The 15419-nt window shown below is 61.7% G+C and carries 17 protein-coding genes and 1 other RNA gene; 8 read left to right on the forward strand and 10 right to left on the reverse strand.

Annotated elements, in window-relative coordinates; all coding sequences use genetic code 11:
• Positions 1-21: 21 nt before the first annotated feature.
• The 7 genes from KUV39_RS08915 to KUV39_RS08945 form a co-directional block, all read right to left on the reverse strand.
• The gene (locus tag KUV39_RS08915) at positions 22-1179 is read right to left on the reverse strand and encodes a TFIIB-type zinc ribbon-containing protein (RefSeq protein WP_222459580.1); all 1158 of its coding nucleotides are present in this window, start codon (positions 1177-1179) and stop codon (positions 22-24) included.
• An 11-nt stretch (positions 1180-1190) separates the two neighbouring features.
• Positions 1191-1718 carry a cytochrome b/b6 domain-containing protein gene (locus KUV39_RS08920; protein WP_222459581.1) on the reverse strand — a complete coding sequence of 176 codons (528 nt, stop codon included), beginning with the start codon at positions 1716-1718 and terminating at the stop codon, positions 1191-1193.
• A 68-nt stretch (positions 1719-1786) separates the two neighbouring features.
• Positions 1787-2974 (reverse strand): SPFH domain-containing protein, encoded by a 1188-nt coding sequence (locus tag KUV39_RS08925; protein WP_222459582.1) that lies wholly within the window; start codon positions 2972-2974, stop codon positions 1787-1789.
• A 57-nt stretch (positions 2975-3031) separates the two neighbouring features.
• Complete coding sequence (locus KUV39_RS08930) at positions 3032-3988, reverse strand: DUF2927 domain-containing protein (RefSeq protein WP_209033769.1); 957 nt, start codon at positions 3986-3988, stop codon at positions 3032-3034.
• Positions 3985-5181, reverse strand: a complete 1197-nt coding sequence (locus KUV39_RS08935) for a toxic anion resistance protein (RefSeq protein WP_222459583.1) — start codon at positions 5179-5181, stop codon at positions 3985-3987. The genes KUV39_RS08930 and KUV39_RS08935 overlap by 4 nt, the downstream gene beginning before the upstream one ends.
• A gap of 68 nt (positions 5182-5249) precedes the next feature.
• Positions 5250-6158 carry a 5-bromo-4-chloroindolyl phosphate hydrolysis family protein gene (locus KUV39_RS08940; protein WP_222459584.1) on the reverse strand — a complete coding sequence of 303 codons (909 nt, stop codon included), beginning with the start codon at positions 6156-6158 and terminating at the stop codon, positions 5250-5252.
• 195 nt (positions 6159-6353) lie between these two features.
• Complete coding sequence (locus KUV39_RS08945; protein WP_222459585.1) at positions 6354-7598, reverse strand: pseudouridine synthase; 1245 nt, start codon at positions 7596-7598, stop codon at positions 6354-6356.
• Between the two features lie 63 nt (positions 7599-7661).
• On the opposite strand from KUV39_RS08945, the gene KUV39_RS08950 reads away from it, so the two are divergent.
• Both KUV39_RS08950 and KUV39_RS08955 read left to right on the forward strand, forming a co-directional pair.
• Entirely contained in the window at positions 7662-8120 is a 459-nt protein-coding gene (locus tag KUV39_RS08950; RefSeq protein ID WP_209033763.1) for a nucleoside deaminase, read from the forward strand.
• A gap of 81 nt (positions 8121-8201) precedes the next feature.
• A complete protein-coding gene (locus KUV39_RS08955) occupies positions 8202-8816 on the forward strand; it encodes a DNA-3-methyladenine glycosylase I (protein ID WP_222459586.1) in 615 nt (204 codons plus the stop codon).
• Positions 8817-8827: 11 nt separating this feature from the next.
• Here KUV39_RS08955 and KUV39_RS08960 read toward each other — a convergent pair whose 3' ends face one another.
• On the reverse strand, positions 8828-9520 hold the full coding sequence (locus tag KUV39_RS08960) for a metal-dependent hydrolase (protein WP_222459587.1): 693 nt from the start codon (positions 9518-9520) through the stop codon (positions 8828-8830).
• 206 nt (positions 9521-9726) lie between these two features.
• Between KUV39_RS08960 and gatC the strand changes: the two genes are divergently transcribed.
• From gatC to rpmG, 6 genes are all read left to right on the forward strand, one after another.
• A complete protein-coding gene (gene gatC, locus KUV39_RS08965) occupies positions 9727-10014 on the forward strand; it encodes an Asp-tRNA(Asn)/Glu-tRNA(Gln) amidotransferase subunit GatC (protein ID WP_008561736.1) in 288 nt (95 codons plus the stop codon).
• Between the two features lie 3 nt (positions 10015-10017).
• Positions 10018-11505, forward strand: coding sequence for an Asp-tRNA(Asn)/Glu-tRNA(Gln) amidotransferase subunit GatA (gene gatA, locus KUV39_RS08970; RefSeq protein WP_222459588.1), 1488 nt, complete (start codon positions 10018-10020; stop codon positions 11503-11505).
• 39 nt (positions 11506-11544) lie between these two features.
• Positions 11545-12327, forward strand: coding sequence for a hypothetical protein (locus KUV39_RS08975; protein WP_050672231.1), 783 nt, complete (start codon positions 11545-11547; stop codon positions 12325-12327).
• Positions 12327-13013: an N-acetylmuramoyl-L-alanine amidase gene (locus KUV39_RS08980; protein ID WP_222459589.1), complete on the forward strand. Its 687-nt coding sequence runs from the start codon at positions 12327-12329 to the stop codon at positions 13011-13013. Before KUV39_RS08975 ends, KUV39_RS08980 begins: the two co-directional genes overlap by 1 nt.
• 83 nt (positions 13014-13096) lie before the next feature.
• An RNA gene (gene rnpB, locus KUV39_RS08985) (RNase P RNA component class A) lies at positions 13097-13517 on the forward strand.
• Positions 13518-13626: 109 nt separating this feature from the next.
• Complete coding sequence (rpmG, locus tag KUV39_RS08990; protein WP_007814563.1) at positions 13627-13794, forward strand: 50S ribosomal protein L33; 168 nt, start codon at positions 13627-13629, stop codon at positions 13792-13794.
• A gap of 269 nt (positions 13795-14063) precedes the next feature.
• Here rpmG and KUV39_RS08995 read toward each other — a convergent pair whose 3' ends face one another.
• On the reverse strand, positions 14064-14537 hold the full coding sequence (locus tag KUV39_RS08995; protein WP_008561501.1) for a GNAT family N-acetyltransferase: 474 nt from the start codon (positions 14535-14537) through the stop codon (positions 14064-14066).
• 101 nt (positions 14538-14638) lie between these two features.
• Positions 14639-15415: a Bax inhibitor-1/YccA family protein gene (locus KUV39_RS09000; RefSeq protein WP_008559079.1), complete on the reverse strand. Its 777-nt coding sequence runs from the start codon at positions 15413-15415 to the stop codon at positions 14639-14641.
• Between the last annotated feature and the right edge of the window lie 4 nt (positions 15416-15419).

Below are 15419 nucleotides of genomic sequence, written 5' to 3' on the forward strand. Positions count from 1 at the left end.
TTCTGGTCCTTTTCCCGGGGGTTATTTGCCGCCAAGCACAGCAATGACGCCGCCGATGATGGCAACAGCGACCACTGCGGCGGCGATTTTCCAGACAGAGTAGGGACGTTCGCCCTGAACCCGGCCAGACTGGCCGTTGACGACAAAGCGATAGGTCTTGCCGCGATACTTGTAGGCGGCCAGCCAGACAGGCAGCAGCACATGTTTGAACGTGATGTCGGAAAAGTCGCTCTCAAGATGGTCGATGCGTTGGCGATCCCCGCCAATATCAAACCGTACGTCGCGCTCGATGACCCGGCGCATTTTCTCATTGGCTTCGCCATAGCCCTCCGGCAGTTGCACCGCATAGCCTTCGGCACGAAACCCGGCGAGATACTGCGGCTGATAGGGTTCCAGCGCCGAAAGATCCCAGGGTTCCAGCGCATCCGTGTTGCGCTTGGGCAGGCTTTTTGAGGCGAGGACCAGCACATCATCAAAGAAACGCTGAACCCGCCCTGACACCGGTTGCCAGCGCACCTTTGCCACGCGGCGTGTCTTGCGTTCGCCATCGATGATCACTGGTTCGTCCACATAGTAGACGGTCCCGCGCTGGCCGCGGTAGCGGGTGCGTGTCTGTGCATCAAAGGTCCAATAGGGCACATAGATCCCGTTCATCCGCCGGCCTTTGCGGGCGTATTGCTGCAACCCGTTGGGGGCAAACCACAGACCACCCAGCCAGTCCGACATGGCGTTATGGGCTGCGCGTTCGTCAAAGGCAAAAGGAAGGACACCCTTGGGTTTGATATGGCGATGGGTGCCGGTGTCGGTCACCATGGGGGTGGCACAAAACGGGCACTCACCCGCATGGGTGTTCGCGTCAAACTCCACTTGAGCTGCGCAATTGGGACAGCTCAAAACACGCGTTTCTTCCATGTCCGCTTCGGATAGGCCGGATGTCAGCGCAGTCTGATAATCCAGCTCCCGCAGGCTGCCGCCTTGCCAGGGCCCGGAGCGGATCGTTTCACGGTGTCCGCAATGGTCACAGCTCAGCGTGCCCGCTTCCGGGTCATAGCGATAATCCGCCCCACATTGCTCGCAGGGAAAGCGGTGCTCCTCCACGATCGCGCCTGATGTGGTCTTGGTATCAGCCGGTGGTGGAAAATCAGCGCCGCCCGGCGGTGGTGGGGGTATGTTGGTCACAGTGGATCGCCTCAGAGATACTTGTGGAGCACTTTCGGCACCATGATGCGCAGGGCATTGTCCTTCAACAGAAAATGCCGCCACAAATGGAACACGGCATGAAGCACGATGGCAACCAGCAGCGCGTCAAATGCGATTTCATGCAGCTCCTCTGCCAATCCGTGCAGGCTGCGGCTTCCAATGGCCGGGTTGATCGGAACCAGCCCAAAGGCCCGGATTGCAAATGGGGCAAAAAGGCCCGCAAGTGCGCCGGTCGCCACCATGACCGGCAATCCGATCTGCAGCACCTTGTGATTGAGCAGATGAAACCGCTTTGCCCAGCCCGGCAGCTTTGGACCTGCACGCCCTGCAAGACCCTTGGTCAGGTAGACCAGCGTCCAGACCAAAACCACGACGGCAAGAACGAGGCCCACACCAGCATGGGTTGCCAGCGCAAGGCCGGGGTTTGTCTGGCTTTCTTCCGGCTCCACCAGAAAGAAATAGAGAATGAGCCCAAGACTCAGCCAGTGGAGCCATTTCAGCGCAGTACGTCGGTTCATCAGCGTGCAGATCCGATCTGGTAAGTCGGTGCAGCAGTTCGCTGCCCGGTCCGATGGCGTGATGGCCGTTACCCGGCAGGCGGCGGAGGCGGGGGCGGTGGTGGCGGCAGGATCGTAAAGAGCTGTGCCAGCTCGATCACATCACCTGCACGCTTCCAGCCATCCTGGCCCGGTGTCCAGACCAGAGTATCGCGGCCAAGCGTCCCTTCGCTCGCCATGCGACCCAGCCGAGCCTTTGAGAATGGGCCGGTGGTCTGCCCGTTTTCGGCGATGTGCCAGACATGTTCGACGGGGGGAGGCGGTGGAGCAACGGGTGCTGCCTGCGGTGCCGACTGCGTTGCAGCGGGCGCAGAATGGGCGCCCCATGGTCCACTGGCCTGACCCGCTGCTTGCGGGGCGCCACCCTGCAGGGCCTGCCCCATCTGCTGCGCCATCGCTATACCCATGCCCATACCCAGACCAGCGCCCATGCCGCTGTTGGGGGTGCTGGCGGCAGCCTCCATCGCTTCGGCGGCCTTGAACTGGGTGTAGCGGCCAAGGTCGCCGACAATGCCCATCTTGGTGCGCTGGTCCATTGCCTCTTCGACAGCTGGCGGCAGCGAGATGTTTTCGATGTACAATTCCGGGATCGCGATGCCGTACTCGGCAACAGTGGCCGCGATCTCAGCCGCAACCAGTTTGCCCAGATCGGCGGTGTTCGCCGCCATATCCAGAACCGGGATGCCAGACCCTGCCAGCACCCGGCTGACCTGCTGCACGATGATGTTGCGGATCTGGAAAGAGATCTCGTCCATCGTGAATTCACCATCGGTGCCCACGATCTCGGTCAGGAACCGGGCCGGATCCACCACGCGAATGCTATAGGTGCCAAAGGCCCGCAGGCGCACGGGCCCGAACTCCGGGTCGCGGGCCATGATCGGGTTCTTGGTGCCCCATTTCAGATCATTGAAGCGGGTCGTGTCGACAAAGTAGATCTCTGACTTGAACGGCGATTGAAACGCGTGGTCCCAATGCTGCAAGGTTGTCATGATCGGCATGTTGTTGGTCTCAAGCATGTAGAGACCGGGTGTGAAGACATCGGCGAGCTGGCCTTCGTGAACGAACACGGCCGCCTGGCCCTCGCGCACGGTCAGCTTTGCCCCGTATTTGATCGCATGGCCTTCACGCTCAAAGCGCCACACAAGGGTGTCGTTGGTGTCATCGGTCCAATGAATGACGTCGATGAACTCTCCCTTGAGAAAGTCGAAAATACCCATTGTCTCCATCCTCTTTCGGCGATGCCGGGGCATCTGGGTCGTCTTTTGCAGGGGCCGTTACTTCGGCTCTCCCATAATATCATAGGCAATCTGGCGCACGATCGGCCGGGCTTCAGGCGCGGACATGCCAGGACGCAGACGCGGATCATAGAGGATCTGCAGCAGCTTCTCGTCGTGGCTCGTCAAAAGGGCAAATTCATCGTCGTCATTAAAGATCGATGGCCGCGCCCGTGGGCTGTCGTTGCGCAACCCCAGCCCTTGGGCAATTTCCTCATGGATGCAGCTGCGCCGGGCGAGATCGGGATGTTCGGCACGGATCAGCGCGACACCCCGGCTGTAGGCCGACGGCTCGCTTTGCACCCCGCCTGCGCGCACGAGGCAATAGTAGGTCTGAGGGGGCCGGATAAACACATCCAGATCGCCGCCCGAAATATTGGGCAACACGGTTTTCACCTGCTCTGCAACAAAGGCGCCATCGTCCTGGCTTGCAAACAGCACGAGGAAATTCGTGCGTGCCGGGCTGTTGGTCACAGAGATCGGATGCCCGGTCAGCCGCGCGAGACGGGCGGCATAGGCTTCCAGGGTTGCGCTGTCCTTGGCGCGCTGCTCTGGGCTTACGGAGGGGCCAAAGGCGGCGCGCAGCCGCACCGGACCGCTCCAGCGTCCAAGTGCCCCAGCCGTTCCGCTGGCGCTGCCGTATTCATCGTAAAACGCAATGCGTTCAAAGTTTTCGCGCAGGTCGTCGGCATCATAGGGGGTCTCAGGTCCACCGCCATCGATACGCATCAACCCGCGTGTCAGCAGATCTTGCTGAAGGGCGGCGTAATACCGGCTGAGCCGCGCGCTTTCTGCCGAGGGTTCTTGCCGCTGCGGCGCGAGATCGGAAGGCCGGTTCGGCGGAACAAGAGAGGTCCGCTGCCCCATGTCGATACACCCCGCCACCAGCGCGGTTATCGCCAGTGCCGAGGTTGCGCGCCAAAGGTGGCGCAGAGAGGATGGGGCAGGGCCGCTCACGCGGTGCCCGGCACAGAGGTGGCTGCCGTATCGCCAAGCCCGTCGCGGCGGGCCTTTGCCGCAGCAAGTGTATCGCGCAGCTCTGCTTCCATGGCTTTCAGATCTGCCTCTGCAGCGGCACGCTTGGCCTTGCCTTCATCGGCGATCTGCAGGCTTTCCTGAATGGTGCCGATCAGATCCGCATTGGCCTGTTTGACGGCCTCGATATCAAAGACGCCCCGTTCCATTTCCTGACGGATCATCTTGTTGCTGTCCCGCAGGTTTGCGGCGTTGGAGGTCAGCAGCTCGTTTGTCAGATCATTGGCATCGCGCACCGCAGCCGCGGCCTCGGCTGAGCGCTGGATGGTCACAGCCTGCGCCAGCTGGGTTTCCCAAAGCGGCACAGTGTTGACGAGCGTGGAGTTGATCTTGGTCACGAGGGATTTGTCGTTCTCCTGCACCAGGCGGATCGAGGGCAGCGACTGCATCGTGACCTGACGCGTCAGCTTCAGATCGTGCACGCGGCGTTCCAGATCATCGCGTGCGGCCCTCAAATCGCGCAGCTCTTGCGCGCGCATCACCTGATCGGCTTCCGGGGCGGCCTGTACCGCGGCTTCCAGTTCGGGAATCTCTGTGCTGTCCAACTCGGCAATCTTGGCATCACCCGCGGCGATGTAGAGCGCCAGTTCATCGTAGAACTTCAGCGTCTTTTCATAGAGCAGGTCGAGGGATTTGATATCCTTCAACAGCTGATGTTCATGGCCCAGAAGATTGTCGGTGATCCGATCGATCTGGCCTTGCACATCTTCAAACCGGGCGGTGAATTTCGCAAAAGGGGCAGCGCGGCCCAACAGCCGCTCCCAAAAGGTCGGCTTGCGGCGGACATCCAGCTCAGAGACGGAAAATCCACGGATCGTGGTTACAATGTCGCGCAGGCTGTCACCGGCAGGGCCTACATCCTTGTTGCGCACATCGCTCAGCATGGCCTGGCTGATCTGCTGCAACTCCGCCTGCGCACCAGAGCCGAAGTTGATGATCGAATTGGTGTCAGCCATGTTGATTTCGTCCATCCGGCTGCGGATCTGGGCGCTGGTGGGGGCGTCCGCTGCTTCCAGCGATTGCACCTCCGCCACCGGTTCCGGCAGTTGGATCGCAGCAACTTGGGAAATTTCCTGCGTTTCTTGAGCGGCTTTGTGTTGTGTCGTCTCGGACATGGGCAGGTTCCTTTTCAGTCTCGTGGCGGGTCGCGTGTTGTGTCGTCGGCTAAGGTATCAGTTGTGTGTCAGCGGCGGTCCAGATGCACCCCTTCGCGCTGCAACCGGTCACGCAGCACGTCGATTTCCACCGTAAGATCGGTCCGATCCTCCAGCAGCATCTTGCGGGTTCGGGCCGCAAAGTTCTGCTCCAGATCGGCAAGCAGAGCGAGGTAGTCGTTACGGGCCTTCGCGTCACCGCTGCGCGCGTAGATATCGGCGAATTTGATCGTCGCGTCGCGCGCGCCCATCAGATAGACGGTCAGATAGCGGCGGGCCCCTGTCAGGTCGCGGGGATCGTCCTCTACCGTGCGAAAAAGATCACGCGCAACATCCTGAAAGGCCTCAACGCGGGCTTCGACCTGACGGTCACGCGCCCGCAAGGCCGCATCGGACATGGCAGAGAGGTAGGTTTCCGCCTCATCCACTACACGGGCGACGCGATCGCGCTGAAAGTCGTCGACACCCTCCGTCCCCTTGTTGCGCATGGGGTCAATGCCAAACGCCGCAAGGTGAAGGCCAGTTGCGGCCGCGCCATAAATCACTGCGCTGATGAGATTTGGGTCAACCCGCAACGCAGCCAAAGCAGCGCCGGCACCACACAGGCCTGCAGCAAGGATCTTGCGCGGCAGGGCCGGGCGGCGCGCCACCTTGCGATCTTTGTAAGCGGCTTCGGCCCGAAGCCCATCCCGCAACAGATAGGCACCAGCGGCCCAGGACGCCGCAGCCAACAGCCCAAAGCCGAGGCCCGCCGCATCCGAGATCACCGCCATCAGCACCATGAGCCCTGGCGGCACCATCATCAGGTTCGCGCCGATCCCCACCGGGTCAACCCGTGCATTTCGGAAACTCGCAGAGGAAGAGCGCGGCGCGACGTTCTGTTCGTCATCATCGCGATGTTCGTCGGGGCTGTACTTCCCACCAAAGCGTTTTGCCATGCCGTCAGCCTCCGGCCACAAGGCCGGTTGCCAGGCCAACCATCAGGATCAGCAAGGCCACCAAGGCGAGTTTCTGCACGTCTGTTCCCCCACGTTGAACACTGCAACCAGTTGGAAACTTAGGATATGCAGGGCTCACTTACTAGGGGGAACTCTGTGCCAGGTTGCTCAGGTTGGCTTCTGGCAGCTTGTCGCCTAACGCCGGGGTGGCTTGCCCGGACCCCGGCTGCCCGAGGGGGCAGGGCTGCCGCCACCGCGTTTGCCGCTGTCCGCTCGTCCTGCGCCAAAGGACTTGCCGCTTGGGCGGGCGTTGCCTTTTGGGCCGCTGTTGCCGACCGCTTTGTCGGACGACCGGGCGCCAGGGCGGCCGGTTGGTTTGCCCATCGACTTGCCGCCTGCCTTCGACAGTGGCTTGCCGGTACCCTTTCCGGTGCCTTTGGCATTGGGCGCAGATCCCGGCCGACCGGTGCGGCCTGCGCCACCGCGGCTGTCGGTGCCGCGATCAGGCTGGCCGGATCCTGGCCGGGTGCCGGGCTTGCCTCGCATCGGCCGCTGGCGGGTGCCGGGGCGTTTTGGGCTGTCTTGCTCTTCTTCCGGGGCTGCCAGTCCCAACTGGTCGCGCACAACGCGGGGGCGCAGCTCTTCTACCTCTCCGGGCTTGAGCTGACCCAGCTGAAACGGTCCGTAGGACAACCGCAAAAGGCGGTTCACGCTAAAGCCGATGTCTTCCATTGCGCGGCGAATTTCGCGATTCTTGCCTTCCCGCAGACCGACCGTCAGCCAGGCGTTGGCCCCTTGTTGCCGATCAAGCGTCACGATCATCGGCTGGAATTTCTCTCCCTCAATCACCAGCCCCTTGCGCAGCGGCTCAAAGTCGCTGTCCTGTGGGCGGCCATTGATACGAACACGATAGCGCCGCAACCACCCGGTCGAAGGCAGCTCCAGCTGTCGTTTGATGCCGCCATCATTGGTCAACAGCAGCAGCCCTTCGGAATTGAGGTCGAGACGCCCAACAGTCATGACCCGCGGCAGATCTTCGGGCAGATCATCAAAGATGGTCTTGCGGTCCAGCTCATCGCTGGTGGTGGTCACAAGGCCGGCAGGCTTGTGATACAACCACAGGCGAGGCGGTTCAGGCTCTTCCACCTGTTTTCCATCCACCACGATCCGGTCCTTGCCCACGACGACGTTGAGCGCGGGGCTGTCGATCACCTTGCCGTTCACCTCGACCCGACCGTCGGCGATCATGCGTTCTGCTTCGCGACGCGACGCAAGACCGGCGCGTGACAGCACCTTGGCAATGCGATCGCCGTCTGGGCCGCTGCTGGTGTCACCAGGGGCAGGTGCCGCCTTGCTGCGGGCAGGATTGGATTTGGCCGGGCGCTGGCCCTTGGCAGGGCGAGAGCCCTTGCCGGTGGGGGAGGAAGGTGTTTTGCTCATGTCTCAGGCCATAGATCATTCCGCGCGGTTGCGAAAGCTCCCATTCTGGGGCAGGGAGGGAAGATGCCGTTTCGTTCGCACATGGATGTCGCCCTTTCCGAAGCCCGTGCCGCTGCAGAGCGGGGCGAGGTGCCGGTGGGGGCTGCGCTGATTGCACCGGACGGAACTGTTGTGGCGCAAGCCGGCAACCGCACACGCGAATTGTCCGATCCCACCGCCCACGCAGAGGTGCTGGTCATCCGCGAGGCCTGTGCCGCGATCGGCAGTGAACGGCTAGGTGGATACGATCTCTACGTCACGCTGGAGCCCTGCGCGATGTGCGCCGCCGCTATCGCCGCCGCCCGTATACGTCGCGTCTACTATGGGGCCTCCGACCCGAAGTCCGGTGGCGTTGCCCACGGTGCCTGCGTGTTTTCCCACCCCCAAGCTCATCACGCCCCCGAGGTCTACGAAGGCATCAGCGCAGCCCCCGCCGAACGCCTCCTACGCGATTTTTTCGCCGCAAAGCGAGCAAACGGGTAGTGCTCTTCTTTGGCGGAACGCTGTGGCTTTCGCCTCTTTGACCATGAGTTTTCAAATTCGCTTGCAGGAGATGCCTCGATTATGACCAACGGTTTTCTTGCCCCTGATGGGGCGTTGCGATGTGCGTGGGCCGGGGCAGTTCCGGAGTTTCTGGCCTATCATGACGAGGAATGGGGCTATCCGGTGGGCGACGATCGACGCCTGTTTGAAAAGATCTGCCTTGAGAGCTTTCAGTCCGGGCTGAGCTGGCGGACCATCCTGGCCAAGCGCGAAAATTTTCGCGCAGCGTTCGACCATTTCGACTGGGAGCGGATCGCCCAGTATGACGAAGGCGACGTGGACAGGCTGTTGCAGGACGCGGGGATCATCCGCCACCGGGGCAAGATCGAAGCGGTGATCAACAATGCCCGCCGTGCCGTCGAAATGGTAGAGCAGGAAGGCTCTCTGGCTGCGTTCTTCTGGCGCTTTGAGCCCGGCCCGGATGAGCAGGTTCCGCCTCAGACCGTTTCCATCACGTCGCAGTCAACGGCCCTGTCCAAAGAGTTGAAAAAGCGTGGCTGGAAGTTTGTTGGCCCCACCACCGTCTTTGCGTTCATGCAGGCGATGGGGTTGGTCAACGATCACGCCGAAGACTGTGTTTGCCGCCGGAAAGCCGCCGCCGCGCGGGCGGCCTTTCGCTCTCCGGCGGGAAGGTAAGGCGACGGATCCTAGAGATTGATCGCCTGCAATACCTCCGGCTCGATCACATTGACCTCTGGCAGTGCCTTTTTCAGCAGTGCTGCGCTTTGTTCCAGCAGGGGAAAGGTGCGGTAGTGGCAGGGGATCAGCGTTTTGAAGTCAAAATAGCGTTTGGCCGCATATGCGGTCTGCTCCATGTCCATGGTAAAATGACCTCCTGCGCTCAGGATGCCGATGTCGGGCTTATAGTAGTCGCCAATCCAGTCCATGTCGGCCATCAGCCCGGTGTCGCCGGAAATATAGACGGTTTTTCCCTCGCTCATGAGGATGAAACCAACTTCTGAACCGGCCGGGCGCAACCCCTCTGGGGTGGAAAAGCTGGAGCTGTGCGACGCAGGGACCATTGCCAGGCGCGGCCCGTTCAGATCAACGGTGCCACCTTTGTTGAAGCCGATGGTTTCGACCCCTTCGGTTTCTCCCCAATACCCCATGAGATCATATTGCCCGACCAGCGGCGCGTTCAGCGTGCGCGCCAGCTGCAGCACATCGGCTGCGTGGTCGAAATGTGCGTGGGTCAGCAGAATATGCGTCGCACCAGCCAGCGCGGCGTCATGCTGGTCTTCAGCAAGCATCGGATTGCCGGTTAGCCAAGGGTCGATCAGCAGCACCTGTCCTGCCGTTTCGATCCGGAAACTGCCATGCCCCAGCCAGATGATTTTCATGGTTCGCGCTCCTCGTTCTGTGTTGCGCCAAGTTTCAAGCCCACGACCCGATGGGGTCCGCTCTTTGCCCAAGCCTATCGCGCTGAGCGTAAAAATCCACTCGCAGACGTGGGCGTGGGGGAATTCGCACCGCTTTCCCGCCCCCGCAGGCTTGCGGCGAGAGCGGCGCGGCGGTAAATGCGTCCTAACACGAGATGAGGGTTTCCATGTCGATTGACCAAAGCACTGCCGCCAAGGTGGCCAAACTGGCCCGTATCAAGGTCGAAGAGGATGCGCTGCCTGCGCTGGCCGATGAGTTCAACACCATTCTCGGCTTTATCGAGCAGCTGAACGAAGTGGATGTCGAAGGGGTCGAGCCGATGACCTCGGTGACGCCGCAGCGCCTGAAGCGCCGTGTGGATGAAGTCACCGATGGCAATCAGCAGGACAAGATCCTCGCCAACGCCCCCGATGCCCGCGAAGGGTTTTTTGCCGTGCCCAAGGTGGTTGAATAAGACATGACCGAACTGAACAAACTCACCCTGTCCGACGCCCGTGACGCATTGCGCAAGGGCGATACCACCTCTGTCGAACTGACCGAGGCCTGCCTCAAGGCGATTGACGCCGCAGATGCGCTGAACGCTTTTGTGCACAAGACGCCCGAGATCGCGCTGGAGCGCGCCAAGGCAGCAGACGCCCGTATCCAGGCAGGCGATGCGCCTGCCATGTGTGGTCTGCCCATTGGCATCAAGGATCTGTTCTGCACCAAAGGCGTTGATAGCCAAGCGGCCTCCGGCATCCTGGAAGGGTTCAAGCCCGAATATGAATCCACCGTTTCCCAGCAGCTGCAGGATTCTGGTGCGGTCATGCTGGGCAAGCTGAATATGGACGAATTCGCCATGGGGTCGTCCAACGAGACCTCCGTTTATGGCAATGCCGTCAGCCCCTGGCGGCGCGAAGGCGACGATGCGCCGCTCACACCGGGCGGATCTTCTGGTGGGTCGGCTGCGGCTGTGGCCGCCGATCTGTGCCTTGCGGCAACCGGCACCGACACTGGTGGTTCGATTCGTCAGCCTGCGGCCTTTACGGGCATCACCGGCATCAAACCGACCTATGGGCGCTGCTCGCGCTGGGGCGTTGTGGCCTTTGCCTCCTCGCTGGATCAGGCGGGTCCGATGACCAAATCGGTGCGTGATGCTGCGATGATGCTTGAGGCGATGTGTGGGCATGACCCCAAGGACAGCACCAGTGCCGATCTGGCCGTGCCGAATTTTGAGGCGATGCTGACCGGCGATATCAAAGGCAAGAAAATTGGCATCCCGCGCGAATATCGCATGGATGGCATGCCTGCGGAGATCGAAAAACTCTGGTCCGAAGGGGCCGAGATGCTGCGCGCTGCCGGTGCGGAAATCGTCGACATCTCCCTGCCGCACACCAAATACGCGCTGCCTGCCTACTATGTGATCGCCCCTGCCGAGGCGTCGTCGAACCTCGCACGTTACGACGGTGTGCGCTACGGTCAGCGTGCCACACTCGAAGCAGGTGACGGCATCACCGAGATGTACGAGAAAACCCGCGCCGCTGGTTTCGGTCACGAGGTCCAGCGCCGCGTGATGGTGGGCACCTATGTGCTCTCCGCGGGCTTCTATGATGCCTATTACAACCGCGCCCGCAAGGTTCGCACCCTGATCAAAAAGGACTTTGAGGATGTCTTTGCCCAGGGCATCGACGCTATCCTGACCCCGGCAACCCCGTCTGCGGCCTTTGGTCTGGGCGAGATGGCCGATGCAGATCCGGTTCAGATGTACCTGAACGACGTCTTCACCGTCACCGTGAACCTTGCCGGTTTGCCAGGTGTTTCGGTGCCGACAGGTCTTGATTCCAAAGGTCTGCCGCTGGGTCTGCAGCTGATTGGCCGTCCGTGGGAAGAGGGTGATCTGCTCAATACCGCCTATGCACTGGAAAGCGCGGCCGGTTTTGTAGCAAAACCGGGCCAATGGTGGTAAACCCTGCTCTGAGTTGAGCAGAACCAACAGGGTGTCATCATGCGTCCAATCGCGTCCGTCGTTGCCTTCAGCAGCCTTGCGCTGCTGGCGGCCTGTCAGCCACCGGTCCCGGACAGCGGGGCAGAAGCCGGTTTCGGCTCCAGCCCGTTTGATCCTGCGCCCGGCGTCGGGACAACGATCAATGGCGATCCGCTGGTTCCTCCGGCACGTGTGACGACCGCCCCGCTTGATGCTTCGGTCCAGCCCGCACCGCGCGTGGCTGCCCGCAGCAGCGGGGCAGGCACCCTTGCAACCTCTCCGGCCAGCACCAACAGCAGCGCGGACATCGCCCGCGATGCTGCCGCCGCGATCGAAGCGGCGCGCACCAATTCGGGCGTGGCACCGCTGGAGGCCAGCCCCTCGAACCCGGCGCCGACACTTGTCGGCAATCCAGGCATTTCGGATGAAAACGACTTTGATGCGGTCTCGTCCCGTCAGAGCATCGAAAGCGATGCAGAACGTCTGGCCCGTCAGCGCGCGCAATACGAGGTGGTGACCCCCACCGCGGTTCCCACTCGCTCTGGTGAAAAATCGACCAATATCGTGCGGTATGCCCTGAGCACGTCGAACCCACGTGGCCAGCGAATCTATTCCCGCTCCGGCATCAATCTGGCTGCGCGTTCTGCCCGAAACTGCGCTGGATTTGCGTCACCGGAACTTGCGCAGATCGCCTTTCTCGAGGCGGGTGGCCCCAAGCGGGACCGAAAGGCGTTGGATCCCGATGGCGACGGATATGCCTGCGGCTGGGATCCCGCCCCTTATCGTCGCGCTGTTCAGAACTGATGACGGTTGATGCGCCGGCTGCGACTTGGCGGCCGAGCCCCAACTATGGGCCGCGCAGGGACGGGCTGAGCCCTCATCTGATCGTGATTCACTACACCGCTATGGATAGTGCCGAGGCGGCGCTGGAGCGCCTTTGCGATCCAGAGGCCGAGGTCTCGGCCCATTACCTGATCGGCGCTGATGGCAGGCTTTGGCAGATGGTGCGCGAGGCAGACAGGGCCTGGCATGCCGGGGCAGGCCAATGGGCGGGACTCGACGACATCAATTCCCGGTCTATCGGCATTGAGCTGGACAATCGCGGTGACCACCCCTTTGGCGCTGCACAGATGGCCCGGCTGGAACAATTATTGGGCGGGATCATGGCGCGCTGGTCGATTGCCCCCGAGGGGGTGATCGGACATAGCTGCATGGCGCCTGGACGCAAGTTCGACCCCGGCCCCCGGTTCGACTGGCCGCGTCTGGCGCGTCAGGGGCTGGCTGCACCAGCAGGGGGGACGGATATCCCGGAAGAGGGCGCCATGACGCTGGCAGAGCAGTTCTGCGCGCGTGCCCGTGCCCGTGGTTTTACAGCACCCGTCGATCAGACCACATTGCTAGAGGCCGTGCGGCTGCGCTTTCGCCCGCAGGGGCGCGGTCCTGTATCTGCCGAGGATTTGGCGGTGCTGATGGAGCCAGCGCAGCGCTGACAGCTGTTCGATCCGCAGCACGCGGCTGTGGCGGTGACAATCAGCTTGACCCGCGTCTGGCTTCTCCTTAGGCGTTTGCACGCGCAGAGGGCCGGACGGCCGCGGGAAACCCTCGGGTTTCGTGAGGAAAGTCCGGACTCTACAAAACGACGGTGCCGGGTAATGCCCGGGCAGAGCGATCTGACGGAGAGCGCCACAGAAAACAGACCGCCCGCAGCCATCTGCCTGCCAGATGATTCCTGTGGGTAAGGGTGAAACGGTGGGGTAAGAGCCCACCGCACCCCTGGCAACAGGGGTGGCACGGCAAGCCCCACCGGGAGCAATGCCAAATAGGACCCCCGCGCGGGATGTCACGGCGAAAGCCGCGACCACCGCTAGGCATGTTTTGGCCAAGAGGGGTCGGGTTGGCAGCTAGAGGTGCGCAGCAATGCGCATCCTAGACGAATGGTCGTCGAAGGGGCCTTGGCCCTGGAACAAAATCCGGCTTACAGGCCCTCTGCGCAAAATAACCCGGCGACCCCCCTTGACTCGCAGGGTAGTGCAGGTAAAAGCGCACGCTCATATAGGAATTTACCGAGAGGCCCCCTGCCTTTTCGGACGCAGGAGATGCACCATGGCGAAGCCGACCACAATCAAGATCCGCCTGAACTCGACCGCGGGCACGGGCCACTTCTACGTGACCAAGAAAAACGCACGCACCATGACCGAGAAAATGGTTGTGCGTAAGTACGACCCGGTCGTGCGCAAGCACGTTGAGTACAAAGAAGGCAAAATCAAGTAAGCCTTCTGATGCCCAAGGCCACAGGCCAGGTATCACCCGATATTCGGGACAGTTGAAGAAAGGGTCACACGCTTCGTGTGGCCCTTTTCTTTTGCGTGAACTCGATGGGGTTGTTTGGGGCCGCTCGCGACGTTGGGTGACGCGTGGGCAAGTGTCCGGCGGCGGAGACGGGGACAGGGCAGGAGAGGGCAGGCAGCGGCCAGTTTAATTGCGCCAGACCTGCACCCCCTCCCCTCCCTTTATGGCGGCCCTGAGACGGCTCTGGTGGACTAGGCGCGCCACTCTGCCATCGTCACGACAGGCTCCATTCCCATGCGTGTCATGAGCGCGGCTGACGCGGTGTTGAAGGGGGCGTAGGTGGTGGCGATCACCTTGATCCCATCAGCTGTCACGCGGGCCTTCATATCGTTGATGAGCGCCGCTCCGACCCCCATGCGCTGCCAGCTTTCGGCCACCGCGATGTGGTGCAGCATGGCACGCGTTTCGCCAATCCGGACGGGCAGGGCGGTGCGCTCTTCGATGCCGTAGATGATATAGCCCATGACGGTTCCCTGGGGGCTGACGGCGGCACGGGCGGTGATGGTCTCGTCGCTCAGCCAATCGGCCAGCCAGGCCTGCAGGGCCTCCGCTGTAGGGTTGGCAGGGTAGCGCTGGGGCTGGTGGCTTACATGCAGCGCATGGAGGTCCTGCAGAAGCGGCACAAGGCGATGGGCGTCCTCTGGGGGAATGGTGACGAATTTCATGTGTCTCTCAAACGATCAAATGGACCAACAAGGGCCCGGACAAAAGAAAAGGGGCGGATCGCTATGATCCGCCCCTGATGTGCTGGATATGAAACCGTGGGTTATTCGCGGTTACCAAGCAGCTGGAGCAGCATCATGAACATGTTGATGAAGTCCAGATAGAGGCTCAGCGCGCCCATGATTGCGGACTTTGCGAGCCATTCCTGGTCACCCATGTGGACCATCTGCAGATAGTCATTCTTGATGCGCTGGGTGTCATAGGCGGTGAGGCCAGCAAAGATCAGGACGCCGATCACGGAGACGGCAAACGCCAACGCCGACGACGCCAGGAAGATGTTGACCACGGACGCCACGATCAGGCCGATCAGGCCCATGATCAGGAACGCACCCATGCCGCTCAGGTCTTTCTTGGTGGTGTAGCCAACCAGCGACAAACCAGTGAAGGCGATGGAGGTGATCAGGAAGACCTGCACGATGCTTTCGCCGGTGAACACCAGGAAGATCGAGCTGATGGAAATCCCCATCACGGTGGCAAAGACGTAGAACAGCAGCTGTACGCCAGCCGCCGACATGCGGTTCGCTGCGGCGCCGATGCCGAAAACAAATGCGAGCGGAGCAAACATGATGACCCACTTCAGCGGCGACGCATAAAGCGCATAACCAAGGCTGGTCAGGTAGGTGTCAGCATTCAGCTGTGCCGCTGCCGCGCTCGGGTCGCTGGTGACCGCGAGGCCCGCAATGGCCCAAGCTGCAAGAAAGGTGATGAACGTGCCTGCCGCCATTGTGGCGTAGACTTTGTTCATGTGGGCGCGAAGCCCTGCATCGATCTCTGCGGTGCGTGCACCGGCTGCGGATCGAATGGTGTCAAACTGTGCCATGTGT

Source organism: Phaeobacter italicus (assembly GCF_019801785.1).
Taxonomy (GTDB): Bacteria; Pseudomonadota; Alphaproteobacteria; order Rhodobacterales; family Rhodobacteraceae; genus Phaeobacter; species Phaeobacter italicus.

What these genes read in the sequence shown, in the direction of transcription:
- KUV39_RS08920 (WP_222459581.1), bottom strand. Translation starts at nt 1,718, where the DNA reads ATGAACCGACGTACTGCGCTGAAATGGCTCCACTGGCTGAGTCTTGGG.
- KUV39_RS08925 (WP_222459582.1), bottom strand. Translation starts at nt 2,974, where the DNA reads ATGGGTATTTTCGACTTTCTCAAGGGAGAGTTCATCGACGTCATTCAT.
- KUV39_RS08935 (WP_222459583.1), bottom strand. Translation starts at nt 5,181, where the DNA reads ATGTCCGAGACGACACAACACAAAGCCGCTCAAGAAACGCAGGAAATT.
- KUV39_RS08940 (WP_222459584.1), bottom strand. Translation starts at nt 6,158, where the DNA reads ATGGCAAAACGCTTTGGTGGGAAGTACAGCCCCGACGAACATCGCGAT.
- KUV39_RS08945 (WP_222459585.1), bottom strand. Translation starts at nt 7,598, where the DNA reads ATGAGCAAAACACCTTCCTCCCCCACCGGCAAGGGCTCTCGCCCTGCC.
- KUV39_RS08950 (WP_209033763.1), top strand. Translation starts at nt 7,662, where the DNA reads ATGCCGTTTCGTTCGCACATGGATGTCGCCCTTTCCGAAGCCCGTGCC.
- KUV39_RS08955 (WP_222459586.1), top strand. Translation starts at nt 8,202, where the DNA reads ATGACCAACGGTTTTCTTGCCCCTGATGGGGCGTTGCGATGTGCGTGG.
- KUV39_RS08960 (WP_222459587.1), bottom strand. Translation starts at nt 9,520, where the DNA reads ATGAAAATCATCTGGCTGGGGCATGGCAGTTTCCGGATCGAAACGGCA.
- gatC (WP_008561736.1), top strand. Translation starts at nt 9,727, where the DNA reads ATGTCGATTGACCAAAGCACTGCCGCCAAGGTGGCCAAACTGGCCCGT.
- gatA (WP_222459588.1), top strand. Translation starts at nt 10,018, where the DNA reads ATGACCGAACTGAACAAACTCACCCTGTCCGACGCCCGTGACGCATTG.
- KUV39_RS08975 (WP_050672231.1), top strand. Translation starts at nt 11,545, where the DNA reads ATGCGTCCAATCGCGTCCGTCGTTGCCTTCAGCAGCCTTGCGCTGCTG.
- KUV39_RS08980 (WP_222459589.1), top strand. Translation starts at nt 12,327, where the DNA reads ATGACGGTTGATGCGCCGGCTGCGACTTGGCGGCCGAGCCCCAACTAT.
- rpmG (WP_007814563.1), top strand. Translation starts at nt 13,627, where the DNA reads ATGGCGAAGCCGACCACAATCAAGATCCGCCTGAACTCGACCGCGGGC.
- KUV39_RS08995 (WP_008561501.1), bottom strand. Translation starts at nt 14,537, where the DNA reads ATGAAATTCGTCACCATTCCCCCAGAGGACGCCCATCGCCTTGTGCCG.
- KUV39_RS09000 (WP_008559079.1), bottom strand. Translation starts at nt 15,415, where the DNA reads ATGGCACAGTTTGACACCATTCGATCCGCAGCCGGTGCACGCACCGCA.